The sequence below is a fragment of the Gordonia sihwensis NBRC 108236 genome, from assembly GCF_000333035.1.
In the GTDB taxonomy this organism is placed as follows: domain Bacteria; phylum Actinomycetota; class Actinomycetes; order Mycobacteriales; family Mycobacteriaceae; genus Gordonia; species Gordonia sihwensis.
Map to the genome: position 1 here is coordinate 20,277 of NZ_BANU01000016.1, position 22,669 is coordinate 42,945.

Genomic DNA, 22,669 nt, shown 5'->3' on the forward strand with positions numbered 1-22,669 from the left:
CCCACAAGCCAATCGCCGATAGCCTGCCGCCAGCCGCCGGTCACTTCAGCCCCTTCGTCGCCCGGTTTCACCCGCGCACTCGGCGATTTCCAGGAATAGATTCCCCGGCAAAATTAGCAGGAAATCATACCGAAACGCGGGCTACGGGCAACGCTCGCCTGACCATGTTTGCCCTAGTCAGGGCGATTCTTACGCCGTGATCAGGCTTGTTAAACAAGCGGGACCACCTTGCTAATCTTCGCTGCATCTCGACAGCTCAGCCCCGCGCCATGTCGACGAACCGAGACAGGTGCAACTGGTGCGCCACCGTGATCGTCGCAGTGGGACCGTTGCGGTGCTTACCGACGATGATGTCCGCTTCACCCGCGCGCGGGTCGTCGCGTTCGGTCGAGTCGGGACGGTGCAGCAGGATGACCATGTCGGCATCCTGCTCCAGCGATCCCGATTCGCGCAGGTCGGAGACCTGGGGACGCTTGTCGGTCCGCTGTTCGGGGCCACGGTTCAGCTGGCTGATCGCCACCACCGGCACCTCGAGCTCCTTGGCGAGCAGCTTGATCGATCGCGAGAACTCCGAGACCTCTTGCTGACGTGATTCGACCTTCTTGCCCGACGTCATCAGCTGCATGTAGTCGATGACGACGAGCTTGAGATCGTGCTTCTGCTTCAGCCGTCGGGCCTTGGCCCGGATCTCCATCATGGTGAGGTTCGGCGAGTCGTCGATGAACAGCGGCGCCTCGGTGATCTCGCCCATGCGGCGCGCCAGCCGGCTCCAGTCGTCGTCGCTCATGTTGCCCGACCGCATGTCGCCGAGCTTCACCTTCGCCTCGGCCGACAGCAGTCGCATGACAATCTCCGTCTTGCTCATCTCCAGCGAGAACATGGCCGAGGTGAGCCCGTGATGAATCGACGCCGAACGGAGCCAGTCCATGGCGAGGGTGGAGTTGTGAGTCGGCACCATCGCCTCACCCGCCAGGTACAGGTGGCTCATGTTGTCGACTTCGACGCACCGCACCGGGACACTCGGCACCGAGCGCACCGACACCACCCGCCGCGCCCGCACGCTGCTGCGCAGTTCCTTGTGTCGCTGGGCCTTCTCGAAGACGGTGAACACGTCGTCGGGCGCGTTGAGCCGGATCCAGCCGCTGCTGGCCCGGCGGAAGGTGTAGCCGAGGCCGGCGGCGAGATCCCCGACCACGGAAGACATGTGGTTGGTGGCCGCGGGCACGGTGATCCAGCCGTCGTCGTCCACACGCGCGCGGGAGTCCAGGATGCCCGCCAGCAGCGCGCGCCGCTGCGGCACCGAACCGCGCAGGTACTCGTGCGGGATGCGGCCGCCCAGATCCGTCATCAACGTCATGACGTCGACCGGACCCTCGGCCTCGATCCGCGCGCCGATCTCCGGGTCGTCATACGCCATTCCGGCCAGCGCGCCGACGGTGTACGGGCCGTAGGCCAGCGGGCGGTACGGCAGTTCGAGCGGCGCAGCGTTGGCGATGCTGGCGCGGCCGCCGTAGATCTGGAGCTGTTCGGTGGTCAGCAGCCGGTCCTCGCCGTCGACCTCCACGGCCCACTGATGCTGTTCATCGGCGACGATCACACCGCCGTCGTCGAACTCCACCGCATAGCAGGGCCGGCGGGTCATCACCTCTGTCGCGGCGACGACGGTGGTCGGACGACCGTCGGCCCCCAGGAGCAGGTCACCCTTCGCGACCCGGCCCATCGTGGTCCACCCGCTCGGAGTCGGCAGCGGCGTGTCGAGCGCCAGCGCCTTGCCGACGCCCGGACGCGCCGCCACGATGATCATCTGACCGGGATGAAGACCGTTCGTCAGCTTGTCGAGGTCGGCGAAACCGGTGGGCACGCCCAACGACAGTCCGCCCCGCGACGCGATCGAATCGAGCTCGTCGAGCGTGGGCTGGAGCAGTTCCTCCAGCGGCACGTAATCCTCGGTGGTGCGACGCTCGGTGACCTCGTAGATCTCCGCCTGCGCTCGGTCGACCACCTCGGCCACGTCCTGGCCGTCGGCCCCGGCGTAGCCGTACTGCACGATGCGGGTACCCGCCTCCACGAGCCTGCGCAGAATCGACTTCTCGCCGACGATCTCGGCGTAGTAGCCGGCGTTCGCCGCGGTGGGGACTGTCGAGATCAGCGTGTGCAGGTACGGCGCGCCGCCGACCTTGCGCAGTTCGCCCTTGCGCTCCAACTCGGCGGCGACGGTGACGGCGTCGGCGGGTTCGCCGCGGCCGTACAACTCGAGGATCGCGTCGTACACGGCCTGGTGAGCGGGCTTGTAGAAGTCGCCGGGACGGATCCGTTCGAGCACGTCGGCGATCGCGTCCTTCGACAGCATCATGCCGCCCAGAACCGACTGCTCGGCCTGCTGATCCTGCGGTGGCTGTCGTCCGAACTCCTCCGTCGGAGGTTCTGGCGGGAGATCGGGCTCGCGCCCGAGGTCGGCCTCAATAGCCACTCACACACCCCCTGGTACAGCAACGACAACCGGTGATTTCCGCAAGGGAAACCGAACACTTCAGAAAGGTTAGGGCCAGGGGCGCGATGCTGCCAACCACCCCCTGTGGACAGGGCTGTGGAGCCCGTGTGGACAACTGTGGACGTTGCAGGAAGACATGTGCACAACCCTGTGGAGCAGGTGGGGAAATGTCGTGGAATTCACGTCGTAACCCCAGGTCAGAGCTTGTTGACGAAATCCACAGAACCCGGCTGCGGAATCACCGGCGTGTCGGCTTGCGCCACGCCGAAACACCGTCCAGCAGCACTTCAGGTGATCCACCGTGCACCCGAATCCGCGGTCGCGCACCCGGTGCGATCCGCCCGATTCCGCGCGCCGGACGGGCTGTCGTGCTCAAATGGGAAACGTGCGTGTGTCCCATCCTGCGCGAGCGAGCATCCGGGCGACTGTCGTCGCCGTGATCGCGCTGCTGGCCGCGTCGGTCCCCGCGATCGCACACGCGGCACCGCGGGCGTCGGACTTCGACTTCTCGCCGTACCGCTCGGTGAACGCCGACGACTACCGCTCGGTGGCCTACGTCGACAACGGACGCCACTACTTCACCGCGGGCGGCTGGCGCTGCCAGATCGGTCCGCAGGCGAATGCGATGGCCTGCCGGGGACGCCCCGCCACCGCGCCGCCCGGGACGATCGGCGTGGCGGTCAGCGGCGAGAGCCAGGGTCCGTACTGGGTGCGCAAGGGAACGTCGTTCCAGCTGGGCCCGGTGAGCGGCTACCGGCCCCGCGTGCTCCCGGTAGGCAGCCGGATCACGGTCGCGAACGTCACCTGCGCGGCGCCTCGTGCCGGGGTCGTCGCATGCCGGAACTGGAATCGCGGATTCCTCCTCAGCCGCGCCGGCCATCGGTTCCTGTACCCCGCCGGCGATACCGCGCACTCCGCGAACCCGAAACGTCACCCGCAACCCGCACGTCGGTGACGACGGTGTCGGATGCGAGCGGCGCACCGGACCGACGTCAGAGGCCGGCCACCCCGTGGGGTGACCGGCCTCCTTCGATGCTCTACGTCAGCTGACGACGGCGAGGCTCAGCTTGGCCTCCACCTTCGGGTGCAGCTTGACGACGACGGGGTACTCGCCCAGAGCCTTGATGTGGCCCTTCGGCAGCTCCAGGCTGCGCTTGTCGACGACGGGGCCGCCCGCAGCGCGGATGGCGCCCGCGACGTCCGACGCCGAGACGGAGCCGAACAGCTTGCCCGAGTCGTGGGTCTTGACGGTCAGCGAGACGTTGTCGAGGCCCTCGAGAGCCTGCTTGATCTCGTTGGCGTGGTCGAGGTCGCGCACCGCGCGAGCCTCCTGCGAGCGGCGGATGCCCTCGACCTGCTTCAGCGCACCGCGGGTGGCGACGATCGCCAGTCCGCGAGGCAGCAGGTAGTTGCGGCCGTAGCCGTCACGCACCTCGACGGTGTCACCGGCCTCGCCCAGATTCTCAACCGATGCGGTCAGGATCAGCTTCATTGTCTTCTGTCCTTTCCCGCTCAGCGTCCGGTCGACGTGAACGGCAGCAACGCCACCTCACGCGAGTTCTTCACGGCCACAGCGACATCGCGCTGGTGCTGCACGCAGTTGCCGGTGACGCGACGCGAACGGATCTTGCCGCGGTCAGAGAGGAAACGACGCAGCAGCGCGGTGTCCTTGTAGTCGATGACGGTCTTCTTGTCCTTGCAGAAGGTGCAGGCCTTGGCCTTCGTGACCTTCTCCACGCGGGGCTTGCGGCCCTTTTGCTTTGCCATGTATTGCTCCAGTCAATGGTCTCCGGGTGGCGGCCCGGAATCAGAAAGGTGGTTCGTCGTCCCCGCCACCGAAGCCGCCGCCCGCTGCGGGCGCACTGCCCCACGGGTCGTCGGCCGGCTGGCTCGCGGCCTGCTGGGGGCGTCCGCCCTGCGGTGCGCCGAAGCCACCGCCTGCGTTTCCGCCACCCTGATTGCCGCCGTATCCGCCGCCACCGCCGTAGTTGCCGCCACCACGCTGGGTGCGGTTGACCTTGGCGGTCGCGTAACGGAGCGAGGGACCGATCTCATCCACTTCGAGCTCGACGACGGTGCGACGTTCCCCTTCACGGGTCTCGTACGACCGCTGCTTGAGCTTGCCCTGCACGATCACTCGGGTGCCCTTGGTGAGGGACTCGGTCACGTTCTCGGCGGCGTCGCGCCAGATGCTGCAGCGGAGGAACAGCGCTTCGCCGTCTTTCCACTCGTTCGTCTGACGGTCGAACGTCCGCGGAGTGGAGGCCACCGTGAAATTGGCGACCGGCGCACCGGAAGCGGTGAACCGCAGTTCCGGATCGGCGGTCAGATTTCCGACGACCGTGATGACCGTGTCCGTCATGAGACTCCCCTAATCGTGTCGAAGAACGCTGACTGGCGCGCCCTGTGAAGTGGTTGACACCACCCTAGAGGCGGGCACCGACAATGTCAGCGTGCTCCGCAGGCTGTGGATTACTTGCGCAGGACCTTGGTGCGGAGCACCGACTCGTTCAGCTTCAGCTGACGATCGAGCTCGCTCACGGTCGCCGGAGTCGCGTTCAGCTGAACGACGGCGTAGATGCCCTCGTTGTGCTTCGCGATCTCGTAGGCCAGGCGGCGCTTGCCCCAGATCTCGACGTCGTCCACCTTGCCGCCTTCGTTGCGAACAACGTTGAGGAAGGTATCCAGGGATGGGGCGACGGTGCGCTCGTCCAGGCTCGGATCGAGGATCACCATCAGTTCGTAATGACGCATAAGACCACATCACCTCCTATGGGCTTTCGGCCACGGACGGTCCGTGGCAGGAGGGTCGCCTGCGTCGGCAACCTGTCAAAGATACATGAGAGCGGACTGACCTGCGAAATCACCGCCGGGCCGCACCGGCGGACGTCACCGGGCTGCACTAGGCTCATCGCATGCCATCGGCCCGCAATGCCTTCGCCGCCAAGCGGCTTCACTTCGGTGAGACCGCCGTGATCCTCGTGACCGCGATGCTGTTCACCGCCGCGTCGGCCGCGGCCTCTTATGCGACGAAGGTGCGCTGCACCACCCCGACGTCGGGCGCCAAACGCGAATGGCTCTACGGCAGCCCGTACGACGTCGTCCCCTGCTACTCGGATCTGATGACGATGTGGCACGGCCGCGGCCTGGCCGACCACGTCTTCCCGTACATCCACGGCGGGATCACGCCGAGCGGCGAACTGTTCGGCGGCGTCGTCGAGTACCCGGTGCTGTCGGGACTGATCATGTGGTTCAGTTCGCTCGGCGCCCACACCGACCGCGAGTTCCTCTGGCACAGCCTCGTCATTCTGTTGCCCTTCGCCTTCATCACGACGATCCTCCTGGCGCTGATGACGCGCTGGTGGGTGCTGCTCTGGGCCGCGACCCCGCCGCTGATGCTCTACGCCCTGCACAACTGGGAACTCCCGGTGGTCTGCGCCGCGGTAGCCGGTGTGGCCGTCATGGCCTGGGGCGGCTCCGCGGATCCCGCGACCGGCCTGCGACGCTGGTCGGTGCGGACCACAGCGATCGTGGCGGCGATCCCGCTCGGGGTGGGGTTCTCCCTGAAGATCTATCCCGGACTCTTCGTTCTGCCGTTGATGCTCTACGTCCTCACCCGTGGAGAGAAGACCGATCGCAGGCCGCGGGGGCTCGACTGGGCCGGTGCGGCCTATGTGGCGCTGTCGGCCGTGGTGACGGTCGCGGTGACGCAGGTCCCGTTCATGATCGCCGGCTACGAGGGATGGAAGGCCGCAATCGACTTCCAGAGCAAGCGCGAGGCGAATCTCTCCACCAACTCGATCTGGTACTGGGGGCTGCGTTTCCTGACCGGCGGTGAGACCTCGACCTACAACAGCATCGTCGACGTCGCGTCACCCCTGCTGATCATCGGCTCGTTCGCCCTCGCCTGCTGGCTCGGGTGGCGCGTCTATCGGCGCGACGGCGTGTTCCCGTGGCTGGGCGTCAGCGCCGCGATGCTCGCCGGATTCATGGTCTTCCACAAGGTTCACTCGCCGCAGTACACCCTCTGGATCCTCCCGTTCTTCGTGCTGCAGCGGGTCCGCTGGTGGCTGATCGCGCTGTACCTGGTGGCCGACGCGGCCCTCGATCTGACGATCTTCCACCTCCTGATGAACTACTCGGCGACCACACGCGCCTGGGTCCTCGCCGGAGTCAACTTCGGCGTCTGGACCCACGCCGTCCTGCTCGTGGCGCTCATCTTCGTGTTCGTCAGAGCCCGGCCCCGCGAGCCGCTCGCCTCGTATCTGACCGGCGGTGTGCCGCCGAAGGGACCGCTCACCCGACTCGCCGTCGCCGATGCGGCCGGCGCCCGCAGCTGGCTCGGCGCGCCGACGCTGGCCAACCGGCACGTGACCCTTCGACCGCTCGTGCCCGCGGACGCCGAAGCGCTCGGCAGGGTTGCCGGCGATCCCGAACTGTACAAATGGACCGGCGACCTGCCGCGCGACACGGCAGCTGCCGCGGCCTGGATCACCGCGGCGCTCTCGGATCCGCGGCGCATACCGTTCGCCGTCCTCGACGCGCAGGGACGGCTCGTCGGCACCACGAGCTTCTACGACGTCGACTCCGCGAACCGGTCCCTCGCGATCGGCTACACCTATTACGGCCCCGCGGCGATGGGAACCGCGGTCAATCCGGCGGCCAAACTCCTGCTCTGCGAGTACGCGTTCACCGTGTGCGACGCGGTGCGGATCGTGTGGCACACCCACGCCGAGAACGCCCGTTCGCGCGCCGCGATCACCAGACTCGGCGCGGTTCCGGAGGGCGAGCTGGGAAAGCACCGCCGATTCCGCGGCGGATGGCGGACCACCGCCCAGTTCGCGATCGTCGACGACGACTGGCCGGCCTCGCGGGATCTGCTCGCGGCGCGGCTCGGAGCTCGATCAGACGCTCGGTGACCCGGTCGCGGCTTCGCCTGCGACCGGCGAACGCATCAGCCGGGACGATGAGGGTTCGTCGTCGTCGACGCGGAGCAGCTGCCACACGACCACCGCGCACAAGCCGACCAGAACCGCACCGCGAAGCGTGTTGACGGCGTAGAAGACGTCCGGCGGAAGCCATTTGCGGCTCGGGTCCAGGAACAGGCCCATCCGCGGAATCCAGACGAGCGCGTCGAAGGTCATCCACGCCAGCACCGCGCTCGGGTACGGGACCGCCAGCACGGCGAGCGGGACCAGCCACAGCGACGACTGCGGTGTCCATTCCTTTCCGAACAGCAGGAAGCCGGCCACCAGCAGGAACATCAGCTGCGCCAGGGTCGGTTCGCCGCTCGCGCGCAGCCCGATGTATGCGACGGCGGCGACCACGGCGATCAGCAGCAGCAGGACGATGCCGTTGAGCAGGGCCGTCGACGGGTTCCATCCGGTCGCCATCGATATCAGGCGGTACAGGGTGTCCGGTTCCACGCCGCGGTCGCGCCAGACACGGAAAGCCTGGCTCCATCCCGTCGGGTACAGGATCATCAGCGGCAGATTGATCGCCAGCCAACTCGCCGCCGCCGCTCCGACGACGACCGCCAGCCTGCGGAGCTCTCGCTGCCGGACGCACAGGACCGCGATCGCGGGCAGAAGCAGAAGCGGATACACCGCCGCGGCCGCGCCGAGGCCGGCGAAGACACCCGTACAGCCGGGGCGGCCGCGCGTCCAGCACAGCATCGCCACGGCGACCATCGCGATGGCGATGACGTCGGTCGAGGTGAAGGCGTGGAAGAACAGCAGGGGCGAGAGCGCCATCAGCGCGCCGAGCCACAGTCGGCGGCGGTCGGTCATCATCGTGGCCCACACCGCGAGCAGCCAGAACAGCGACAGCAGCACAGCGCTGATGTTGAAGTAGTTCACCACGTCGAGCGTCTTCGGCAGCCCCAGGGTGTCGGCCAACAGGCCCCAGCCCCGCGCGGCCTGGGCGCTGACGTACATGAACAGCCCAGTCAGCGCCGGCTCGGCGAGATAAGCCTTGGTCTGGGCGCCGTCGCCGTCGCTCTGCGTCCAGTGGGTGCGGTACGGGAAGGCGCCCTTGGCCAGGTCGGCGGGAGTCAGCTTGTCCTGCTCGTACGACGCGACCAGATCGGAGTAGCACAGGCCGACGAACTGCCGCTGGTTGTCCCAGTTCAGACGCACCTGACCGGGTGCGTCCCGGACGGGCGCCTGCTGGATGCAGCCGGCTTTGCCGAACCAGCTGATCGACAGCCCCACCAGGGCGAGCAGGAGGACCACCCGCACCGGCGTCCAGGTCCGACTGCGACCGACGGCGGCGTGCAGTCCGACAGGCCCGCCGATCGAGTCGCTGGCCGCCGCCAACTGGGGGCTCGACCACGACGGCACCACACGCTCGGTCTCCACCCGCAGATCATCTGCGAGCGGTTCCGGCGAGTCCCACGTCGGCTGCTGCGTCACTACGTCGCGGGCACCGGTGCTGCTGGAGCGAGTTGCTGATCGGTCGGATTGCGGCCGCGATTGTTGTTCGCGGTCCCGTTGCCGTTGCCGGTTCCGTTGCCCGGACCTGTTCCGGTTCCGTCGTCACCGCCGGTGCCCGGCTCCTGGGTGGGCGACTCATCGTCACCGCCGCCGATCGGGATCGTGACGCCCGGAGCGATCACCACGTCGCCGTTCTCGTTCTGCCCGGGCAGACGCGGAAGTCGAGGACGCTCGCGGGTGGTCTGAGTCTCGGTCGGGGTGTAGGTGGTGGGCGGCGGCTCATACGGGACGCCCGCCTGTCCGCCGACCGCCTCGGGGGTCGGGAACTGCTCGATCGGCTCGCCCTCCAGGGCGGCGTCCATCGAGGCCTTCCAGATCTGAGCGGGCAGTCCGCTGCCGTAGATCGACGATCCGGAGTAGTTGCGCAGCGGCGCGCCCTTGTCCGTGCCGACCCAGGTGGCCGTCGACAGCTGCGGCGTGTAGCCGGCCATCCACGCGTCCTTGTTGTATCCCGTGTCGCCGAGCTGGGCGGTACCGGTCTTGGCCGCCGACGGCCGCGGCCCGTAGGTCGAGTCGTACAGCGAGTTGCCGTTGGAGTAGGCCGCGATCGGCATCATCGCCGAGGTCACGTTGTCCGCGACGGCCTCCGAGACCACGCGCTTGCCCTTGTCCTTCTGGCGTTCGAAGAGCACGTCGCCGGTCGAGGTCTCGACCTTCTGGACGAAGAACGGGTCGCGGTGGATGCCCGACGCGGCGAGCGTCGCGTAGGCCGAGGCCATGTCGAGCACGCGGGACGGGTACTGGCCCAGGACCACGCCGCCTTCACTGTGGCCGTTCTTCTCCTGCAGGGTGTGCTGGATGTCGCCGAAGCTCTCGGCGATGCCGAGCCGGTGCGCCGTGTCGGCGACCGCGTCGGCCTGACCGTTCAGGTCCATCATGAGCCGGTAGTAGACGGTGTTCAGCGACATCTTCAGCGCGGTGGCCAGGTTGCAGCTGCCGCAGCTCTCGCCGTCGGAGTTCTGGACCACCAGGCCGCCGGGCGCCTCGTACGGCGCCGAGCTGTAGTACTTCGAGAGCGGGATGTCCTGCTCCAGGGCCGCGACCAGCGCGAAGACCTTGAAGATCGAACCGGTCTGCAGGCCGGCCGAGGCGTAGTCCCAGCCCTGTCCGTCCTCGCCGCCGTAGTAGCCCTGGATGCCGCCGGTCGCGGGATCGATGGACACCGACGCGGTGCGCAGGTTCTTCGGCTCGCCGTCGAGCTTGTTGCGCGCGGCGGAGACCAGCGCCTTCTGCACCTTCGGATCGATCGAGGTGGTGATCTTCAGACCGGAGGTCTGCACCTGCTGCTCGGTGATGCCGAGCTTCTCGAGTTCGGCCAGCACCTGCCGCTTGATCAGGCCGTTGGGTCCTTCGTTGGCCTCGGCCGTCTGGTCCTTGACCTTCGCGACCTTCGGGAACTTCTGCGCGTCGCGGTCAGACTTGCTGAGTGCGCCGATCGAGACCATGCCGTCGAGCACGTAGTTCCAGCGGCTGACCGCCAGATCCGGGTTCACCGCGGGATCGTAGATCGACGGACCGCGGATGATGCCCGCGAGCAGCGCCGACTCCGACGGGGTGAGTTTCTTGAGCGGCTTGTTGAAGTACGCGCGCGCGGCGGCGTCGACGCCGTAGGCGCCGCGGCCGAAGTAGATGGTGTTCAGATACGCCGCCATGATCTCTTCCTTGGACCACTGGCGGGACATCTTGGTGGCGATCGCGAGTTCTTTGAACTTGCGCTTGTAGCTGACCTCGTCACCGACGATCGCGTTCTTCACGTACTGCTGGGTGATGGTGGAGCCGCCGCCCGCACCGGACTTGCCGAAGGCCTTGCCCAGCACGGCCCGGGTGAAGCCGGAGGTCGAGAAACCCGCGTTCGAGTCGAAGTCTCGGTCCTCGGCGGCCTTCACCGCGTCGACCATGGACTGCGGGATGTCCTCGTACTTGACGTCGGTCCGGTTGCCCTCGGGTGGCACGATCTTGGCGATCGTCCCGCCCTTGCTGTCGGTGATGGTGGCGACCTGGTTCTGCTTGATGTCGCCCGGCGACGGCACGTCCACCGTCAAGTAGGTGAACAGGAAGGCCACCACCAGGAAGACGGCGACCAGCGGCACTGCTCCGGCAAGAATGCCCAGCGTCCACGCCGTGGCCTTCACCGCCGTCGATTTCTCCGACGTCGCAGCACCTTTACCGCTGGTCATCGCTCACCCACTTCTCTGCGCTGTTGCGCGGACGAAACTAACACTCTCAACTGTGACGTATGGCTGCGGCTGCGCCAACTCCGGTCACATCACTTGGCGACCCGGCGACGCCGTCGACCGGCGCCCTCGGGCAATCCGGCAACGTACGACTGCACGAGATAGTTCCACCGGCAGGTTCGGCAGACTTCGACGACGTGAACCGTGAAGGCGCCGGCGCTCCCGTCGAGGGCCTCGATCTCGCCCGCCGAACGAGCCGAGCCGTGGATGTGTCCGAGGTGCTCTCCGAACACCCAGGACACCACCGTGACCTGCTCTTTCCGGCACACGGGACAGACCTCGTCGGTCGGCTTTCCGTGGAACTTGGCCGCCCGCAAGAGGTAGGGGTCGGCGTCGCACACCTGGGACAGAGCCGTGCGGCCCGTCCGCACACGCGCTAGGCACTCGCGTCGCGCGAGTGCGTAGTCCACGATCTGCCGGTGCACGTTCCCAAGCCTAGACGCGAGCCCGCCACGACTGCCCTGTGATGCAGATCAAGCCGCTGCCGTACTCGCAACTTCACTGCGAGTTATATCGATGCGATACATTAGATGCTGCATCAAGGCGCGATAACGCATCGAAAGGGGGCCGAGTCATGCTCGAAATGGCGATTCTCGGCCTGCTGCTCGAATCGCCCATGCACGGGTACGAACTGCGCAAGCGGCTCACCGGGCTGCTCGGCGCGTTCCGCGCGTTCTCGTACGGCTCGCTGTATCCGACCCTGCGCCGCATGCAGGCCGACGGGCTGATCGCCGAAGACGAGCCCGAGACCTCCACGGGAACCAAGGTCCGCCGGGCACGCCGCGTGTACCGGCTCACTCCGGCGGGCGAGTCGCGCTTCACCGAGTTGGTCGCGGACACCGGCCCGCAGAACTACACCGACGACGGCTTCGGTGTGCACCTGGCCTTCTTCAGCAGGACGCCCGCGGTGGCTCGCATGCGCATCCTCGAGGGCCGCCGCAGGCAGGTCGAGGAACGCCGCGAGGGTCTGCGCGATCTGCTCGGCCGTGCGACGCGCTCGAACGATCACTACACGCGCCAGATGCACGAGCTCAGCCTGGAGACCTCCGAGCGCGAGGTCCAGTGGCTCAACAAATTGATCGCCGACGAGGCCTCCGGGTCTGTCGGCACCCCGGATTTTCGTTCCTCGTCGTCGGAGACGACGACGCAGGACGAAGTAGGAAAGAACTCGGCGGCACAGCATTCCGCCGTACCGCTGCAACAAGAAGGAGATCCCGACCATGGGTGAAACCAACAAAGTGCGCGTGGCCATCGTTGGCGTGGGTAACTGCGCCTCATCCTTGGTTCAGGGCGTTCAGTACTACCGCGACGCCGATGAGAACGCGACCGTCCCCGGTCTGATGCACGTCAAGTTCGGCGATTACCACGTCCGTGACGTCGAGTTCGTCGCCGCTTTCGACGTCGACGCCAAGAAGGTCGGCTTCGACCTCTCCGAGGCGATCGTCAACAGCGAGAACAACACCATCAAGATCGCCGACGTCCCGCCGTTGAACGTGACCGTCCAGCGCGGCCACACCCTCGACGGTCTCGGCAAGTACTACCGCGAGACCATCACCGAGGCCGACGGCGAAGGCGTCGACATCGTGAAGGCCCTCAAGGACAACGACGTCGACGTCCTGGTCAGCTACCTGCCGGTCGGTTCCGAGCAGGCCGACAAGTTCTACGCTCAGTGCGCCATCGACGCCGGCGTGGCCTTCGTCAACGCCCTGCCCGTGTTCATCGCCTCCGACCCCGAGTGGGCCGAGAAGTTCCGCGCCGCGGGCGTCCCGATCGTCGGCGACGACATCAAGAGCCAGGTCGGCGCGACCATCACCCACCGCGTCATGGCGAAGCTGTTCGAGGATCGCGGTGTGGAGCTCGACCGCACCTACCAGCTGAACGTCGGCGGCAACATGGACTTCAAGAACATGCTCGAGCGTGAGCGTCTGGAGTCGAAGAAGGTCAGCAAGACGCAGGCCGTCACCTCGATCCTCGACGGCCCGCTCGCCGGCAAGGTCTACGACAAGAACGTGCACATCGGCCCGTCGGACTACGTCCAGTGGCTCGACGACCGCAAGTGGGCCTACGTCCGTCTCGAGGGCCGTGCCTTCGGCGACGTGCCGCTGAACCTGGAGTACAAGCTCGAGGTCTGGGACTCCCCCAACTCGGCAGGCATCATCATCGACGCCGTCCGTGCCGCCAAGATCGCCAAGGACCGCGGCCTCGGCGGCCCGATCCTCCCGGCCTCGGCCTACCTGATGAAGAGCCCGCCCGAGCAGATCGCCGACGACAAGGCGCGCGCGCAGCTCGAGGCGTTCATCATCGGCGCCGAGTAGGACGTCGGTACTGACGAATCGAAGGCCCGGCACTCCCCCTCGGAGTGCCGGGCCTTCGTCGTCTTCCGGGCCGTCGGGTACTACGGTGACGGTGTTCGATTCCTTCCTCTGGGGTCTATGTGCGACCTGCGCGGACTTGTCCGGTCTGGACTGCGGCGATCGTGAAGGAGCGGACAGGATCCCGGATCCGCGGCGTGCGGAGATGGCTTCGCGACGTGAATCTCGCCCCTCAGTTCAGCGATTCGAGGTGCCGCGCAAACTCTTCGGCGGCCTTCTTGGTGTTGTGCAGGTTCACTGACAGCCTGTCGATGTCCTGGTTCGCCTGATCGAGCGCGTACGAGAGTTGTCCGATCGGCCCAGAACCGCCGCGGCCGAGGACCGCATGAACCTGTCTGATGTTGCGGTTCAGGGACTGCTTCAGACCGGCGGCCTGCCGATTCGCGTCCTCCGACTTCCGTGCCAGCTGTTTCACCTGGCGGGTGAGTTCCTCGTGTTTCGACATCAGAGCCTCCTGGCGATGTCTTCGGCCTGCCGCATCGCAGCGGCGATGCGCTGCTGCAATGCATCCAGGCTCACCGAACTGGCCTGCAGAGCATTGACCATCCGGTCGTCGGCCTTGGTCGAGGTCGAACCGGCGACCCTGCGGACCTCGCTCGACAGGTTCCGGACTTCCCCGTGCTGGCTGCGAATCAGCCGTTCTAACTGCTGCAACGTCGAAACCGCCTGCATGACCGCCTGTCGTTCAGCCTGTACTTCACTCATGAAGCCTCCATTGTCTCTAAAGAATCAGGACCAGCACGATGATGAGAACGATGAGCGTCCCGACCGCGCCCGCCACGATCGCACCCGTACGGCTCGGTGCCGGCGGTGCGGGCAGCGGATCGGTGGCCACCGGCTTCGCCACGCGGGTCGGCTCGTGCCGTCTACGCTCGTCGACCGCACGTTCCCGTGCCTCGGCGAGCTTTCGCTCGCGCTCGGCCTGTTTCGCCGTGAGTTCTTCACGTCGCGCCGCCCGGTCGGCCTCGTCTCGCGCGATTCGCTTCTTCGCGCGCTCGTACCCCTCCACGACCGACGCGTGCTTCTGGAGGCGGCCGACGACGAGTTCGAGGTCGGCCAGCACCACGTGCGCGTGTCTGGCCTGCTGTGGAACGGCCGCGGCCGGCACCCGATCGAGCCCGATCGTCCGCGCCGCCGCATCCAGCTGCTCGGACAGTGCGTCGCGCCGCCCGTCGAGCCCGGCAAGGCACTGTTCGCGGTCTGCAGCCTCCACCGCCACGTTCCGTTCCCGTTCCTGGAAGAGGTGATCCGACCTCCGCCGCTCGTCGATCAGCTCTCCGTCGATCGCCGCGAGATCGTTCACCGCCCCCAGATACCGGTCCCATGCCGTGTCCGTCATATCGGGATGCTCACCTCCGTCTTCTCGATACCGTTCTGCGGCAACGCAGCCGGATCGAACGGAACCAACAGATCCTGCCGACCGCTGCTCCTGTCGACGACGACGACGCGCGGTCCGCTGAAGTCCATGCGCCCGGTGCCCGGCGCCAGCAGGTCGGTCTGCGATCCCGGTTCGGTCAGGACGATCGTCCGGAAGCCGTCGCGAAGTTCGCCCGCCGTCCTCGCGTCGTATGAGCTCATCGAGCGGAACCTGATCACGAAGAGCATGCCGCAGGCAATCGATCGCTTGATGAAGCGCTCCACCGCCTCGATCGGACGCGGGTATTCGTCTGAATCGACCAGCGACGCGATGTCGTCGGGGTCGTCGAGGATGATCACCCGCTCGATGCGGCTGCTCGGCACCGCCGTCCGCGCTGTCAGGGTACGCAGGAAGCTATCCGCCTCTTCCGCTGAGATCCGCTGGATTCCCGCTTCGTTCGCCCACGGACCGACGTCATCGAGCCCAACGCCCGAGCTGTCGATGACGGTCCACTGCGCGGAGGCGAGATCGGACGCGCGAATGGATGCGTGGATCGACGACAGCACCGCCCTGGTGCGGTCGAGGTCGTCGCCGATCAGCGCGACGTTGCCGAGTCGGCCGCGCTTCAGCGAGAATCCCTGCGCGGTTCCACCGACGCTGATCGGGACTCCGACCGTGGCGATCTCTCGATCGTCAGCTGGGATCCACTCGGCGTAGGCGGAACTCACGAAGGTGCTGGGACGCCGGGGAGTGAAGCCATCCGCCATCGCCCGGCTGAACAGTTCCGTCTGCAGCCGGTCCAGGTAGGCGGGATCGGCCCACACCACCGAACCGATCCGATTGGCCGCCAGATGTCCGAGATCATCGTTGAACACCGCCTGACCACGCCCGTGCAGATCTCCCGCGGCGAGGTTCCCCGCACCGAGGATCGTCTCCGACTCGTGTTCGGTGTTCCGCAGCGAGATCCGGTTGTGGAACTGACCGAAGATGGCGTCACGCTTGAGCGCGAGCGCTTGAATACCAGACAGCGTCTGCGATGCGAGCACCAGGTGGACCCCGTAGGCGCGGCCCTTCCGAGCGAGGTGTTCGATCAGCTGCACCGCTCGTTGCGCGACATCGTCGTCCGGTTCGAAGAGCACCTGAAACTCGTCGGCCACCAACACCAGCCGCGGCATGTCCCGACCTGTCAGCGCCCGATAGTCCGCGAGCGAAGACGCGCCCGCCGACTTGAAAGCGTCCGCCCTGCGGTCGAACTCGGAGGCGAGATGCTCCAAAACCGCCACGCCGTACGCTCGATCGCTCTCCAGGCCGAGGGAGTCGACGTGCGGCAACCAGGTCTCGTCGCCGGTCGGTGCGAGCCGCGCGAACTCGACGCCCTCTTTGAAATCCAACAGGTGAAAACGAACGTCCCGCGGCGAGTACCGGCTCGCGAGACCATAGATCAAGCAGAGCAGCAGGTTCGACTTTCCCGTGCCGACGGCGCCGCCGATGAGCGCGTTCGGCGCGGGCGGATTCGCACTCCGGAGTTCCAGGCCGCCGAGTCCGCCGGGCATTCTCGCGAAGATGCCCGATAGCCCGTCGTCGCCGCGATCGGACCATCCGGCATCGATCTCGGCGAGGACCGCCTCCAAGGTCATCGTCCCCTGCGCCGCGGCCTCGATCGCTTCGGCCCTCGCGTGGATCAAGTTGTTCCGCGCCGCTGGGGTGGGCGACGGATCAGCCCGAACCGACAATCCGGGCACGGCCGCGAACGAATCCGACCGGATCTCGCCGGCCGCGTCGACCCGGACCAGCCCGCGGTCGACGTCGACCTGTGCCCGATCACCCACGCGGATCGGGCCATCGACGTACCCCGGGCTCGCGATCAGCAGAAACACGCCGCGCCCGGCCGCCGATTCGACGATCCTATTGAGATCGTCAGCGGCGGTCTCGGTGACTCCGCTCGGTGCGTCGAGCAGGACCGCGAGTTCGAGACGCCCCGCCTGCGACAGCGGCAGGTCCCGATGATCGGCCGCACCCGCCGTGCTCATCGTCTCCGCAGCCCGGCCGATTCTGTCGATGAGCCCGGACAACAGCCTCCGCAACCCGTCCTCGGTCTGGATCGCGGGCGGGTACCCGATCGGATCGGTGTCGCGGAACAACGACGTGAAGCCGAGGATCCCACGGAGCCTGGGATCGAACACCGAGACCCGCAGGGACTCCGGCGGCGCCGACAGCGCCAGTCTGAGCACGGTGTCCGCGATCAACTGCTCGGCACCGCTGCCACCGACGACCCACCCCGAGACGCCGATCAACGGAAGAAGCGCCGGCGCACCACCCGGGAGGGTGCCGACCCGGACCGCCGACGGTACCGCCCGCGCCGGCTGCGGCACGCTCAGCGCCCGCGCAGCCCATCCGGCACCGGCCGCACCGGGCGCGAGTTCCTCGGCTGCGGCCCGCAGCGCCGCCCCAACAGCCCGCGTCCGCCGCACGGCATCAGCCTGCAGCTTCGCCTCCGCCTCTTCCTTCTCGCGCCGGAGTCGCCGCCGCTGCGCCGCCAGCTCGTCGTCGAGCGTTGTCCGCGTGATCGACAGCGCGATGTCGATCTCCCCGAGGAGCCTGCCGGCTTCGGCTGTGAGGCCGCCGGCCTCGGCCATCGTCGCGGCCATCGCGTCGGTGAGGCGGCGACGAGCGTCCTGCTGATCGTCACGGCCGGTACCGCCACTAGTCATCCGCCGCGCCGTTCTGTCCAGGAGCCCTCGGTCCCGCGGCCACGACCACGCCCGCCGGGCGCAGCACGCGACCGTCCAGTTCGAAACCGCGGACGGTGCGTCCGGTGATAGCGCCTTCGGGGGCGTCGGCGACAACGACCGACTCGATGCGATGTCTCCGCGGGTCGACATCTCCGTCGACGCCGATCTGCTCGACCCCGAAGTCCTCCAGGATCTGGATCACCTCGTCTCGAACGGACTCTGCGAGCGGGTCCGCCTCACCGTCCCAGTTGTCGACACGGTCGATGACATTCATCAGCCGGGTGGCGACGGGCCGGAGCACTCGCCCTACCAGCAGGGTCTCGTCGAGCGCCGACTTGGCCCGCAGCTCCCCGAGCAACTCCTGGCCACGGTTGTCGTTGAGGAGCCGTCTCCGGAAGAGCTCCGTGAGGTCGTCGAGCCGCTTCGAGACATCGGCGAGCGTCTGATCCACCGGTTCTCCGATCATGTGAACTGCGCGGACGCGACCAACTCGCGCGCTTGCGCCATCCGCTTGGGATCCATCTCGCCGGGACGCTTCACTTCCATCTCGCCGAGGTTGATCCCTTCGGTCAGATCGATGACCTGGACGTGAATGATCCCGTCGATGTCCGCCGAGAAGATCACCCGCACGCCACTGCCCGCTGCACGGCCCGGCGGAACCTTCAGCATGCTCTCACCGAGACTCTTGACCTGCGCTTCAAGCACCCCGTCGACGTCATGCGACACGATCTGCAGCCTGATCTCCTGCTGATTCTCGACGGGTAGGCCGAAATCATGCTCCGCCTGAGCCGGAATGGACGTCTGCGGCGGGATCAACTGGGTGTAGGCAAGCTGTGAGGCGGCGTTGAGCGCCAGCACCCCGACACCTTGCGAGATGACATCTGAGAAGTCGATGCTGCCACCGGCCGGCATGTCCGGCGCCGCTCCGGCCCTGTCCGCCGACACCTTGTCGGCGACGATCGCCGCACCGAGCGCCACCGCCTGATCCGGGTGGACCGACTTGTCCGGAGTCTGACCGGTCAACCGTTCCACCAGATTCTGGACCATCGGCATACGAGTGGATCCGCCGACCAGAAGGACCTTGTCGATCGCCGAGTACGAGACCCCCGCCGTCTCGACCGATTCGTCGACCAGGAACTCCGTCGTCTTGAGCAGGAACGACGCCGCCGACTCGAACTCCTGCCGTGTCACCTGAACTTTCACGTTCTGACCCAGGGCCGAGATGAAGACGGTCGCCTTCTCCGCCTGCGACAACCGGCGCTTGGTGTCTTCGACGGCATCCATGACCTGCAGATACTGGTCGGTGGGAATCGGCTGACCGGTCTGCTCCTTGAACTTCTCGTTCACCACACCGAACAGGGCGTTGTTGAAGTCGAAACCACCGAGGTTGCGGTCGCCGAGCGAGGCCAGGACGGTGAAGTCATTGTTCTGGCAGCGCAGCACCGTGACGTCGAAAGTGCCGCCGCCGAGGTCGTAGACGAGGAGGGTTCCGGAGAATCCCGAACCGACTCCGAAGCTCAGAGCCGCTGCGGTCGGCTCGTTGATCAACTGCAGCACGGTGAGGCCGGCGATCTCCGCGGCCGTCCGCGTCGCGTTGCGGTGTTCGTCCTCGAAGTACGCGGGCACCGTGATGACCACGTCGGTGATCTCCTCGCCCAGGACGTTCTCGGCGCTGGCGACCAACTTGGTGAGGATCAGAGCGGACAGGTCCTCCGCGCGGTACTCGTTGTCGTTGCTGTCCGGAACGAAGACGAAGTCGGTGTTGCCCATCTGGCGCTTTATGAGCGACGCCACATCGCCTTCCGCCTTCGCCCGCATGTTCTCAGCGCAGACGCCGAGGGAGACCTCCTCGCCGTCGAAGTACAGCACCGACGGCGTCGTGTAGTCGCCGTCGTCGTTCCGGATCACCTCCGGCGCCCCAGCCTCGATGGCTGCCACCGCGGAGTACGTCGTCCCGAGGTCGATTCCAACGGCTCTACCCATGTCCATGAACCTTTCGTCGCAGTCGGTACCCAGCCGGCCAGGTCAGCCGATGTATCCCTGCAGGTAGCCCTTGCGCAGGTCGTCACGGTCGTTGGCCTTGTATCGCGGCACCCAGCAGGTGAAGTAGATGCCCGCACCGGCCGCGACAGCGAGGAGCACACCGATCACCGTGAGGCCGATGATCGCGCCGATGACGATGCACAGGATCGGGGAGGCGAGGATCAGCGCCTTCTGACCCCATCCGTCGCCGGGGACGCTGAAGACCTGCTCCTCGCTGGTATCGAGGAAGCGGCTGATCTTGTCCAGTTCCTTCGCCATCTCCGGATCTCGGTTGTGCGCCATCGCCTCGGCGATCAACGGTCGCATCTGCTCGATCTCGGACTTCGACGTGATCATGTACTGACCGCGCCCGTTGTATCGCGGGATGCTCTCCGCCTTGAGTGCGAGGAGGGTTGCGTAGTAGTCGAAGACGATCTGCGCGCCCTGGAAGCGCTGCAGGTGCTGCCGGATGAAGTCGAGCGCATCGTCGAGCTGCCCGTTGTCGGACATGACGTTGGCGACCGCCACCATGTACTGCGGCGCGGAAGGATCCAGCTGCATCGACACTTGGTATGCGTTGATCGCATCCTGGAACTGCGCCAACTTCTCGAAGATCATGCCCAGCTGGAAGTGGTACTCCGGGTTGTTGGCCTCGATGGTGGTCGCCTGGCGTGCCTCGTACAGAGCGTCCTGAAGGTTTCCCAGACCGGCATTGGCGCGAGAGCGGAGACCCCACGACTCCGCGCTGTTGCCGATCGAGTGAGTGGCCTCGCGAGCCGAGTACGCCGCAGAGTGGTAATCGCCTCGGCCGAGCTCCTCCCGCGCCCGAGCCACCCAGTCCGTGCCCTCGCCCGCCGCCTGCTGCGTCTGCGGCTGCGCGACGCCGGCGGTCTGCAGTTCGCGGTCATAGGCCGCGCGGCGCTGCGGATCGAGCAGCGTGTCGCTGGCCTCACGAAGCCGCGCCATCCACGTCTCCGCCTCCTGCCGAGTACTGAGGTCCGGAGAGTTCGTCGCTTTGCGCCACAACCGCAGTTTCGATTTCAAAGCCGCATTGATGGTGTCATCGTCGGCATCGCGCGCGATCTCGAGCACGGCATAGAAGTCAACACTGACTGCCATCAGGAAATTCTCCTCAAATTCGAGATACGACTTCCGGTTCGCATGGAGAATCCGGTAAATCAGATACGCGGTCGATGGTATTCGGCCATCCCAGACCGTGTCAGTCGTCCATTGCGAGTAACCGTTTCTGGTGGACCGAACCGCGTGTCCCATTTCTGGGGTCAGACGTTCAATCCAACTGCCAGGTAAAATGGGCGGGTGTAGACCATTCGGTCGACACCCGCCCATTCTTCCGATTCGTCAGTTCCCCGCGCCGCAGTGCGGACAGTTCACCGTGACCCGGTTCCACGACCGCTTACCCCAGAAAGCTCGGCTGCAACTCCGGCATCTGTGCGGTTCCGTGAAATCGCCTGACCGCGACGATGATCCAGTCTCTGCCATGGTCGTCAGCTCTTGGACGCAACCGAACAGCGCGGCAAGTTCTTGCACTGATGCACGCTCCGGTCGTTCACATTAGCCTCTTTGCAGTATGCACAACTGCAGTTGCACTGAGCCATTCTCAATTCTCCTTCTTCGGTGTCAGACAAGCATATTTTGAAAGCTCGGAAGATTGCGTCGGCCAAAGCAATTAATTTCTTACCATGCATGCCATCGCGTGTCCGAGCCCGATTGCTGGACTGAGTGCCGCAAGTTTCATGAGTGCCTCCTGACTCGAACTGTCAGTCAGTTCCCGTTTCCCCACGGCCTGGCCGGCTCGCCTCCGGGAAGCGCCAGCGACGCCTCGCCCGGGTACCGTTGCCTGTCATGAAGGTTGGGATCCCCGCGTGACGCTTCGCATCTTCGGGATGTCGTTCGTCGTCTCGATCGCGGCGCTGGTCGCCGCGTTCCTGTACGGCGGTTCGACGGCCGTACTGCTCACCCTGGTCCTGGGTGTGCTGGAGGTCTCGCTCTCCTTCGACAACGCCGTCATCAATGCCACGGTCCTGCAGCGGATGAGCGACTTCTGGCAGCGGATGTTCCTCACGATCGGTGTCATCATCGCCGTGTTCGGCATGCGCCTGGCCTTCCCGCTGGGGATCGTCTGGCTCACCGCGGGCCTCGACCCGGTCGACGCGCTTCACCTCGCGCTCAACCCGCCGACGGACGGCTCGCCGACCTACGAGAGCATCGTGACCGCGGCGCACCCGCAGATCGCCTCGTTCGGCGGAATGTTCCTCCTGATGCTGTTCCTCGGGTTCCTGTTCGAGGACAAGGAGCTCACCTGGCTGTCGTGGATCGAGCGGCCCCTGCTGCGCATCGGCCGGCTCCGCGAGGCACCGGTGGTGGTGGCGTTGACGATCTTGGTGCTGGCGGCCACGCTCGTCGCGCCGGACCACGATACATCGACGGTGATGGTTGCCGGCGTCCTCGGCGTGATCACCTACATCGTGGTCAACGGGCTCGGCCGTCTCTTCCACATCGAGACCGAGTCGGGGGACGGCCCGACCGCACTCGCCAAGGCGACGGGGCGCGCGGGCTTCTTCCTGTTCCTCTATCTGGAGGTGCTGGACGCGTCGTTCTCGTTCGACGGCGTGATCGGGGCCTTCGCCATCACGGCGGACCCGATCATCATCGCTCTGGGTCTGGGCCTCATCGGCGCGATGTTCGTGCGGTCGCTGACGATCTACCTCGTTCACCGGGGAACCCTGTCTGAGTACGTCTTCCTCGAACACGGCGCCCACTGGGCGATCGGCGCGCTGGCGCTGCTTCTGCTGTACTCACTCGGCACCGAGGTCCCCGAGACGGTGACCGGTCTCATCGGCCTGGTGCTGATCCTCGCCTCCCTGGCGACCAGCATCGTGTACCGCCGACGGAACCACACCGAAGGTGTCCACATCTGAGACCACCGCAGACGCCGCACCGTCTCCC

At 66.5% G+C, this 22,669-nt stretch carries 20 protein-coding genes; 5 read left to right on the forward strand and 15 right to left on the reverse strand.

The features are described 5' to 3' along the window. Positions 1–256: 256 nt before the first annotated feature. Positions 257–2,470: a replicative DNA helicase gene (gene dnaB / locus GSI01S_RS11320; protein WP_006896695.1), complete on the reverse strand. Its 2,214-nt coding sequence runs from the start codon at positions 2,468–2,470 to the stop codon at positions 257–259. A 397-nt stretch (positions 2,471–2,867) separates the two neighbouring features. Here dnaB and GSI01S_RS11325 point away from each other — a divergent pair, with 397 nt between their 5' ends. Continuing rightward, the gene (locus tag GSI01S_RS11325) at positions 2,868–3,446 is read left to right on the forward strand and encodes a hypothetical protein (protein WP_051999650.1); all 579 of its coding nucleotides are present in this window, start codon (positions 2,868–2,870) and stop codon (positions 3,444–3,446) included. An 87-nt stretch (positions 3,447–3,533) separates the two neighbouring features. On the opposite strand, the gene rplI is transcribed toward GSI01S_RS11325, so the two are convergent. The 4 genes from rplI to rpsF form a co-directional block, all read right to left on the reverse strand. Continuing rightward, on the reverse strand, positions 3,534–3,983 hold the full coding sequence (gene rplI / locus GSI01S_RS11330; protein ID WP_006896697.1) for a 50S ribosomal protein L9: 450 nt from the start codon (positions 3,981–3,983) through the stop codon (positions 3,534–3,536). Positions 3,984–4,003: 20 nt separating this feature from the next. Beyond that, complete coding sequence (rpsR, locus tag GSI01S_RS11335) at positions 4,004–4,258, reverse strand: 30S ribosomal protein S18 (RefSeq protein ID WP_006896698.1); 255 nt, start codon at positions 4,256–4,258, stop codon at positions 4,004–4,006. A 40-nt stretch (positions 4,259–4,298) separates the two neighbouring features. Next, on the reverse strand, positions 4,299–4,853 hold the full coding sequence (locus GSI01S_RS11340; RefSeq protein WP_006896699.1) for a single-stranded DNA-binding protein: 555 nt from the start codon (positions 4,851–4,853) through the stop codon (positions 4,299–4,301). A gap of 110 nt (positions 4,854–4,963) precedes the next feature. Further along, the gene (gene rpsF / locus GSI01S_RS11345) at positions 4,964–5,245 is read right to left on the reverse strand and encodes a 30S ribosomal protein S6 (RefSeq protein ID WP_006896700.1); all 282 of its coding nucleotides are present in this window, start codon (positions 5,243–5,245) and stop codon (positions 4,964–4,966) included. A 161-nt stretch (positions 5,246–5,406) separates the two neighbouring features. Between rpsF and GSI01S_RS11350 the strand changes: the two genes are divergently transcribed. Further along, positions 5,407–7,410 (forward strand): GNAT family N-acetyltransferase, encoded by a 2,004-nt coding sequence (locus GSI01S_RS11350; protein WP_006896701.1) that lies wholly within the window; start codon positions 5,407–5,409, stop codon positions 7,408–7,410. Here the strand turns inward: GSI01S_RS11350 and GSI01S_RS11355 are convergent. From GSI01S_RS11355 to GSI01S_RS11365, 3 genes are all read right to left on the reverse strand, one after another. Next, positions 7,396–8,904, reverse strand: coding sequence for a glycosyltransferase family 87 protein (locus GSI01S_RS11355; protein ID WP_006896702.1), 1,509 nt, complete (start codon positions 8,902–8,904; stop codon positions 7,396–7,398). The two genes, GSI01S_RS11350 and GSI01S_RS11355, sit on opposite strands and share 15 nt — an antisense overlap. Then, entirely contained in the window at positions 8,904–11,162 is a 2,259-nt protein-coding gene (locus tag GSI01S_RS11360) for a transglycosylase domain-containing protein (RefSeq protein ID WP_006896703.1), read from the reverse strand. The genes GSI01S_RS11355 and GSI01S_RS11360 overlap by 1 nt, the downstream gene beginning before the upstream one ends. Before the next feature lie 89 nt (positions 11,163–11,251). Next, positions 11,252–11,644, reverse strand: coding sequence for a DUF5318 family protein (locus GSI01S_RS11365; protein WP_006896704.1), 393 nt, complete (start codon positions 11,642–11,644; stop codon positions 11,252–11,254). 149 nt (positions 11,645–11,793) lie between these two features. Between GSI01S_RS11365 and GSI01S_RS11370 the strand changes: the two genes are divergently transcribed. Together GSI01S_RS11370 and GSI01S_RS11375 are read left to right on the forward strand one after the other, a co-directional pair. After that, a complete protein-coding gene (locus GSI01S_RS11370) occupies positions 11,794–12,447 on the forward strand; it encodes a PadR family transcriptional regulator (protein WP_006896705.1) in 654 nt (217 codons plus the stop codon). Further along, on the forward strand, positions 12,440–13,534 hold the full coding sequence (locus GSI01S_RS11375; protein ID WP_006896706.1) for an inositol-3-phosphate synthase: 1,095 nt from the start codon (positions 12,440–12,442) through the stop codon (positions 13,532–13,534). The genes GSI01S_RS11370 and GSI01S_RS11375 overlap by 8 nt, the downstream gene beginning before the upstream one ends. Positions 13,535–13,763: 229 nt before the next feature. Here GSI01S_RS11375 and GSI01S_RS11380 read toward each other — a convergent pair whose 3' ends face one another. From GSI01S_RS11380 to GSI01S_RS11410, 7 genes are read right to left on the reverse strand one after another with little or no spacing between them, the layout of a single operon-like run. Then, positions 13,764–14,036: a hypothetical protein gene (locus GSI01S_RS11380; protein WP_006896707.1), complete on the reverse strand. Its 273-nt coding sequence runs from the start codon at positions 14,034–14,036 to the stop codon at positions 13,764–13,766. Then, a complete protein-coding gene (locus GSI01S_RS11385) occupies positions 14,036–14,296 on the reverse strand; it encodes a hypothetical protein (RefSeq protein ID WP_006896708.1) in 261 nt (86 codons plus the stop codon). The genes GSI01S_RS11380 and GSI01S_RS11385 overlap by 1 nt, the downstream gene beginning before the upstream one ends. Before the next feature lie 16 nt (positions 14,297–14,312). After that, positions 14,313–14,930 (reverse strand): hypothetical protein, encoded by a 618-nt coding sequence (locus GSI01S_RS11390; RefSeq protein ID WP_006896709.1) that lies wholly within the window; start codon positions 14,928–14,930, stop codon positions 14,313–14,315. Beyond that, a complete protein-coding gene (locus GSI01S_RS19540) occupies positions 14,927–17,659 on the reverse strand; it encodes an FtsK/SpoIIIE domain-containing protein (protein WP_006896710.1) in 2,733 nt (910 codons plus the stop codon). Before GSI01S_RS19540 ends, GSI01S_RS11390 begins: the two co-directional genes overlap by 4 nt. Continuing rightward, the gene (locus GSI01S_RS19545; protein WP_006896711.1) at positions 17,652–18,131 is read right to left on the reverse strand and encodes a nucleotide exchange factor GrpE; all 480 of its coding nucleotides are present in this window, start codon (positions 18,129–18,131) and stop codon (positions 17,652–17,654) included. Before GSI01S_RS19545 ends, GSI01S_RS19540 begins: the two co-directional genes overlap by 8 nt. An 11-nt stretch (positions 18,132–18,142) precedes the next feature. Continuing rightward, complete coding sequence (locus GSI01S_RS11405; protein WP_039867584.1) at positions 18,143–19,663, reverse strand: Hsp70 family protein; 1,521 nt, start codon at positions 19,661–19,663, stop codon at positions 18,143–18,145. Positions 19,664–19,705: 42 nt separating this feature from the next. After that, positions 19,706–20,821, reverse strand: coding sequence for a DnaJ domain-containing protein (locus tag GSI01S_RS11410; protein WP_006896713.1), 1,116 nt, complete (start codon positions 20,819–20,821; stop codon positions 19,706–19,708). Between the two features lie 764 nt (positions 20,822–21,585). On the opposite strand from GSI01S_RS11410, the gene GSI01S_RS11415 reads away from it, so the two are divergent. Continuing rightward, positions 21,586–22,641: a DUF475 domain-containing protein gene (locus GSI01S_RS11415; protein WP_006896714.1), complete on the forward strand. Its 1,056-nt coding sequence runs from the start codon at positions 21,586–21,588 to the stop codon at positions 22,639–22,641. Positions 22,642–22,669: the final 28 nt, after the last annotated feature.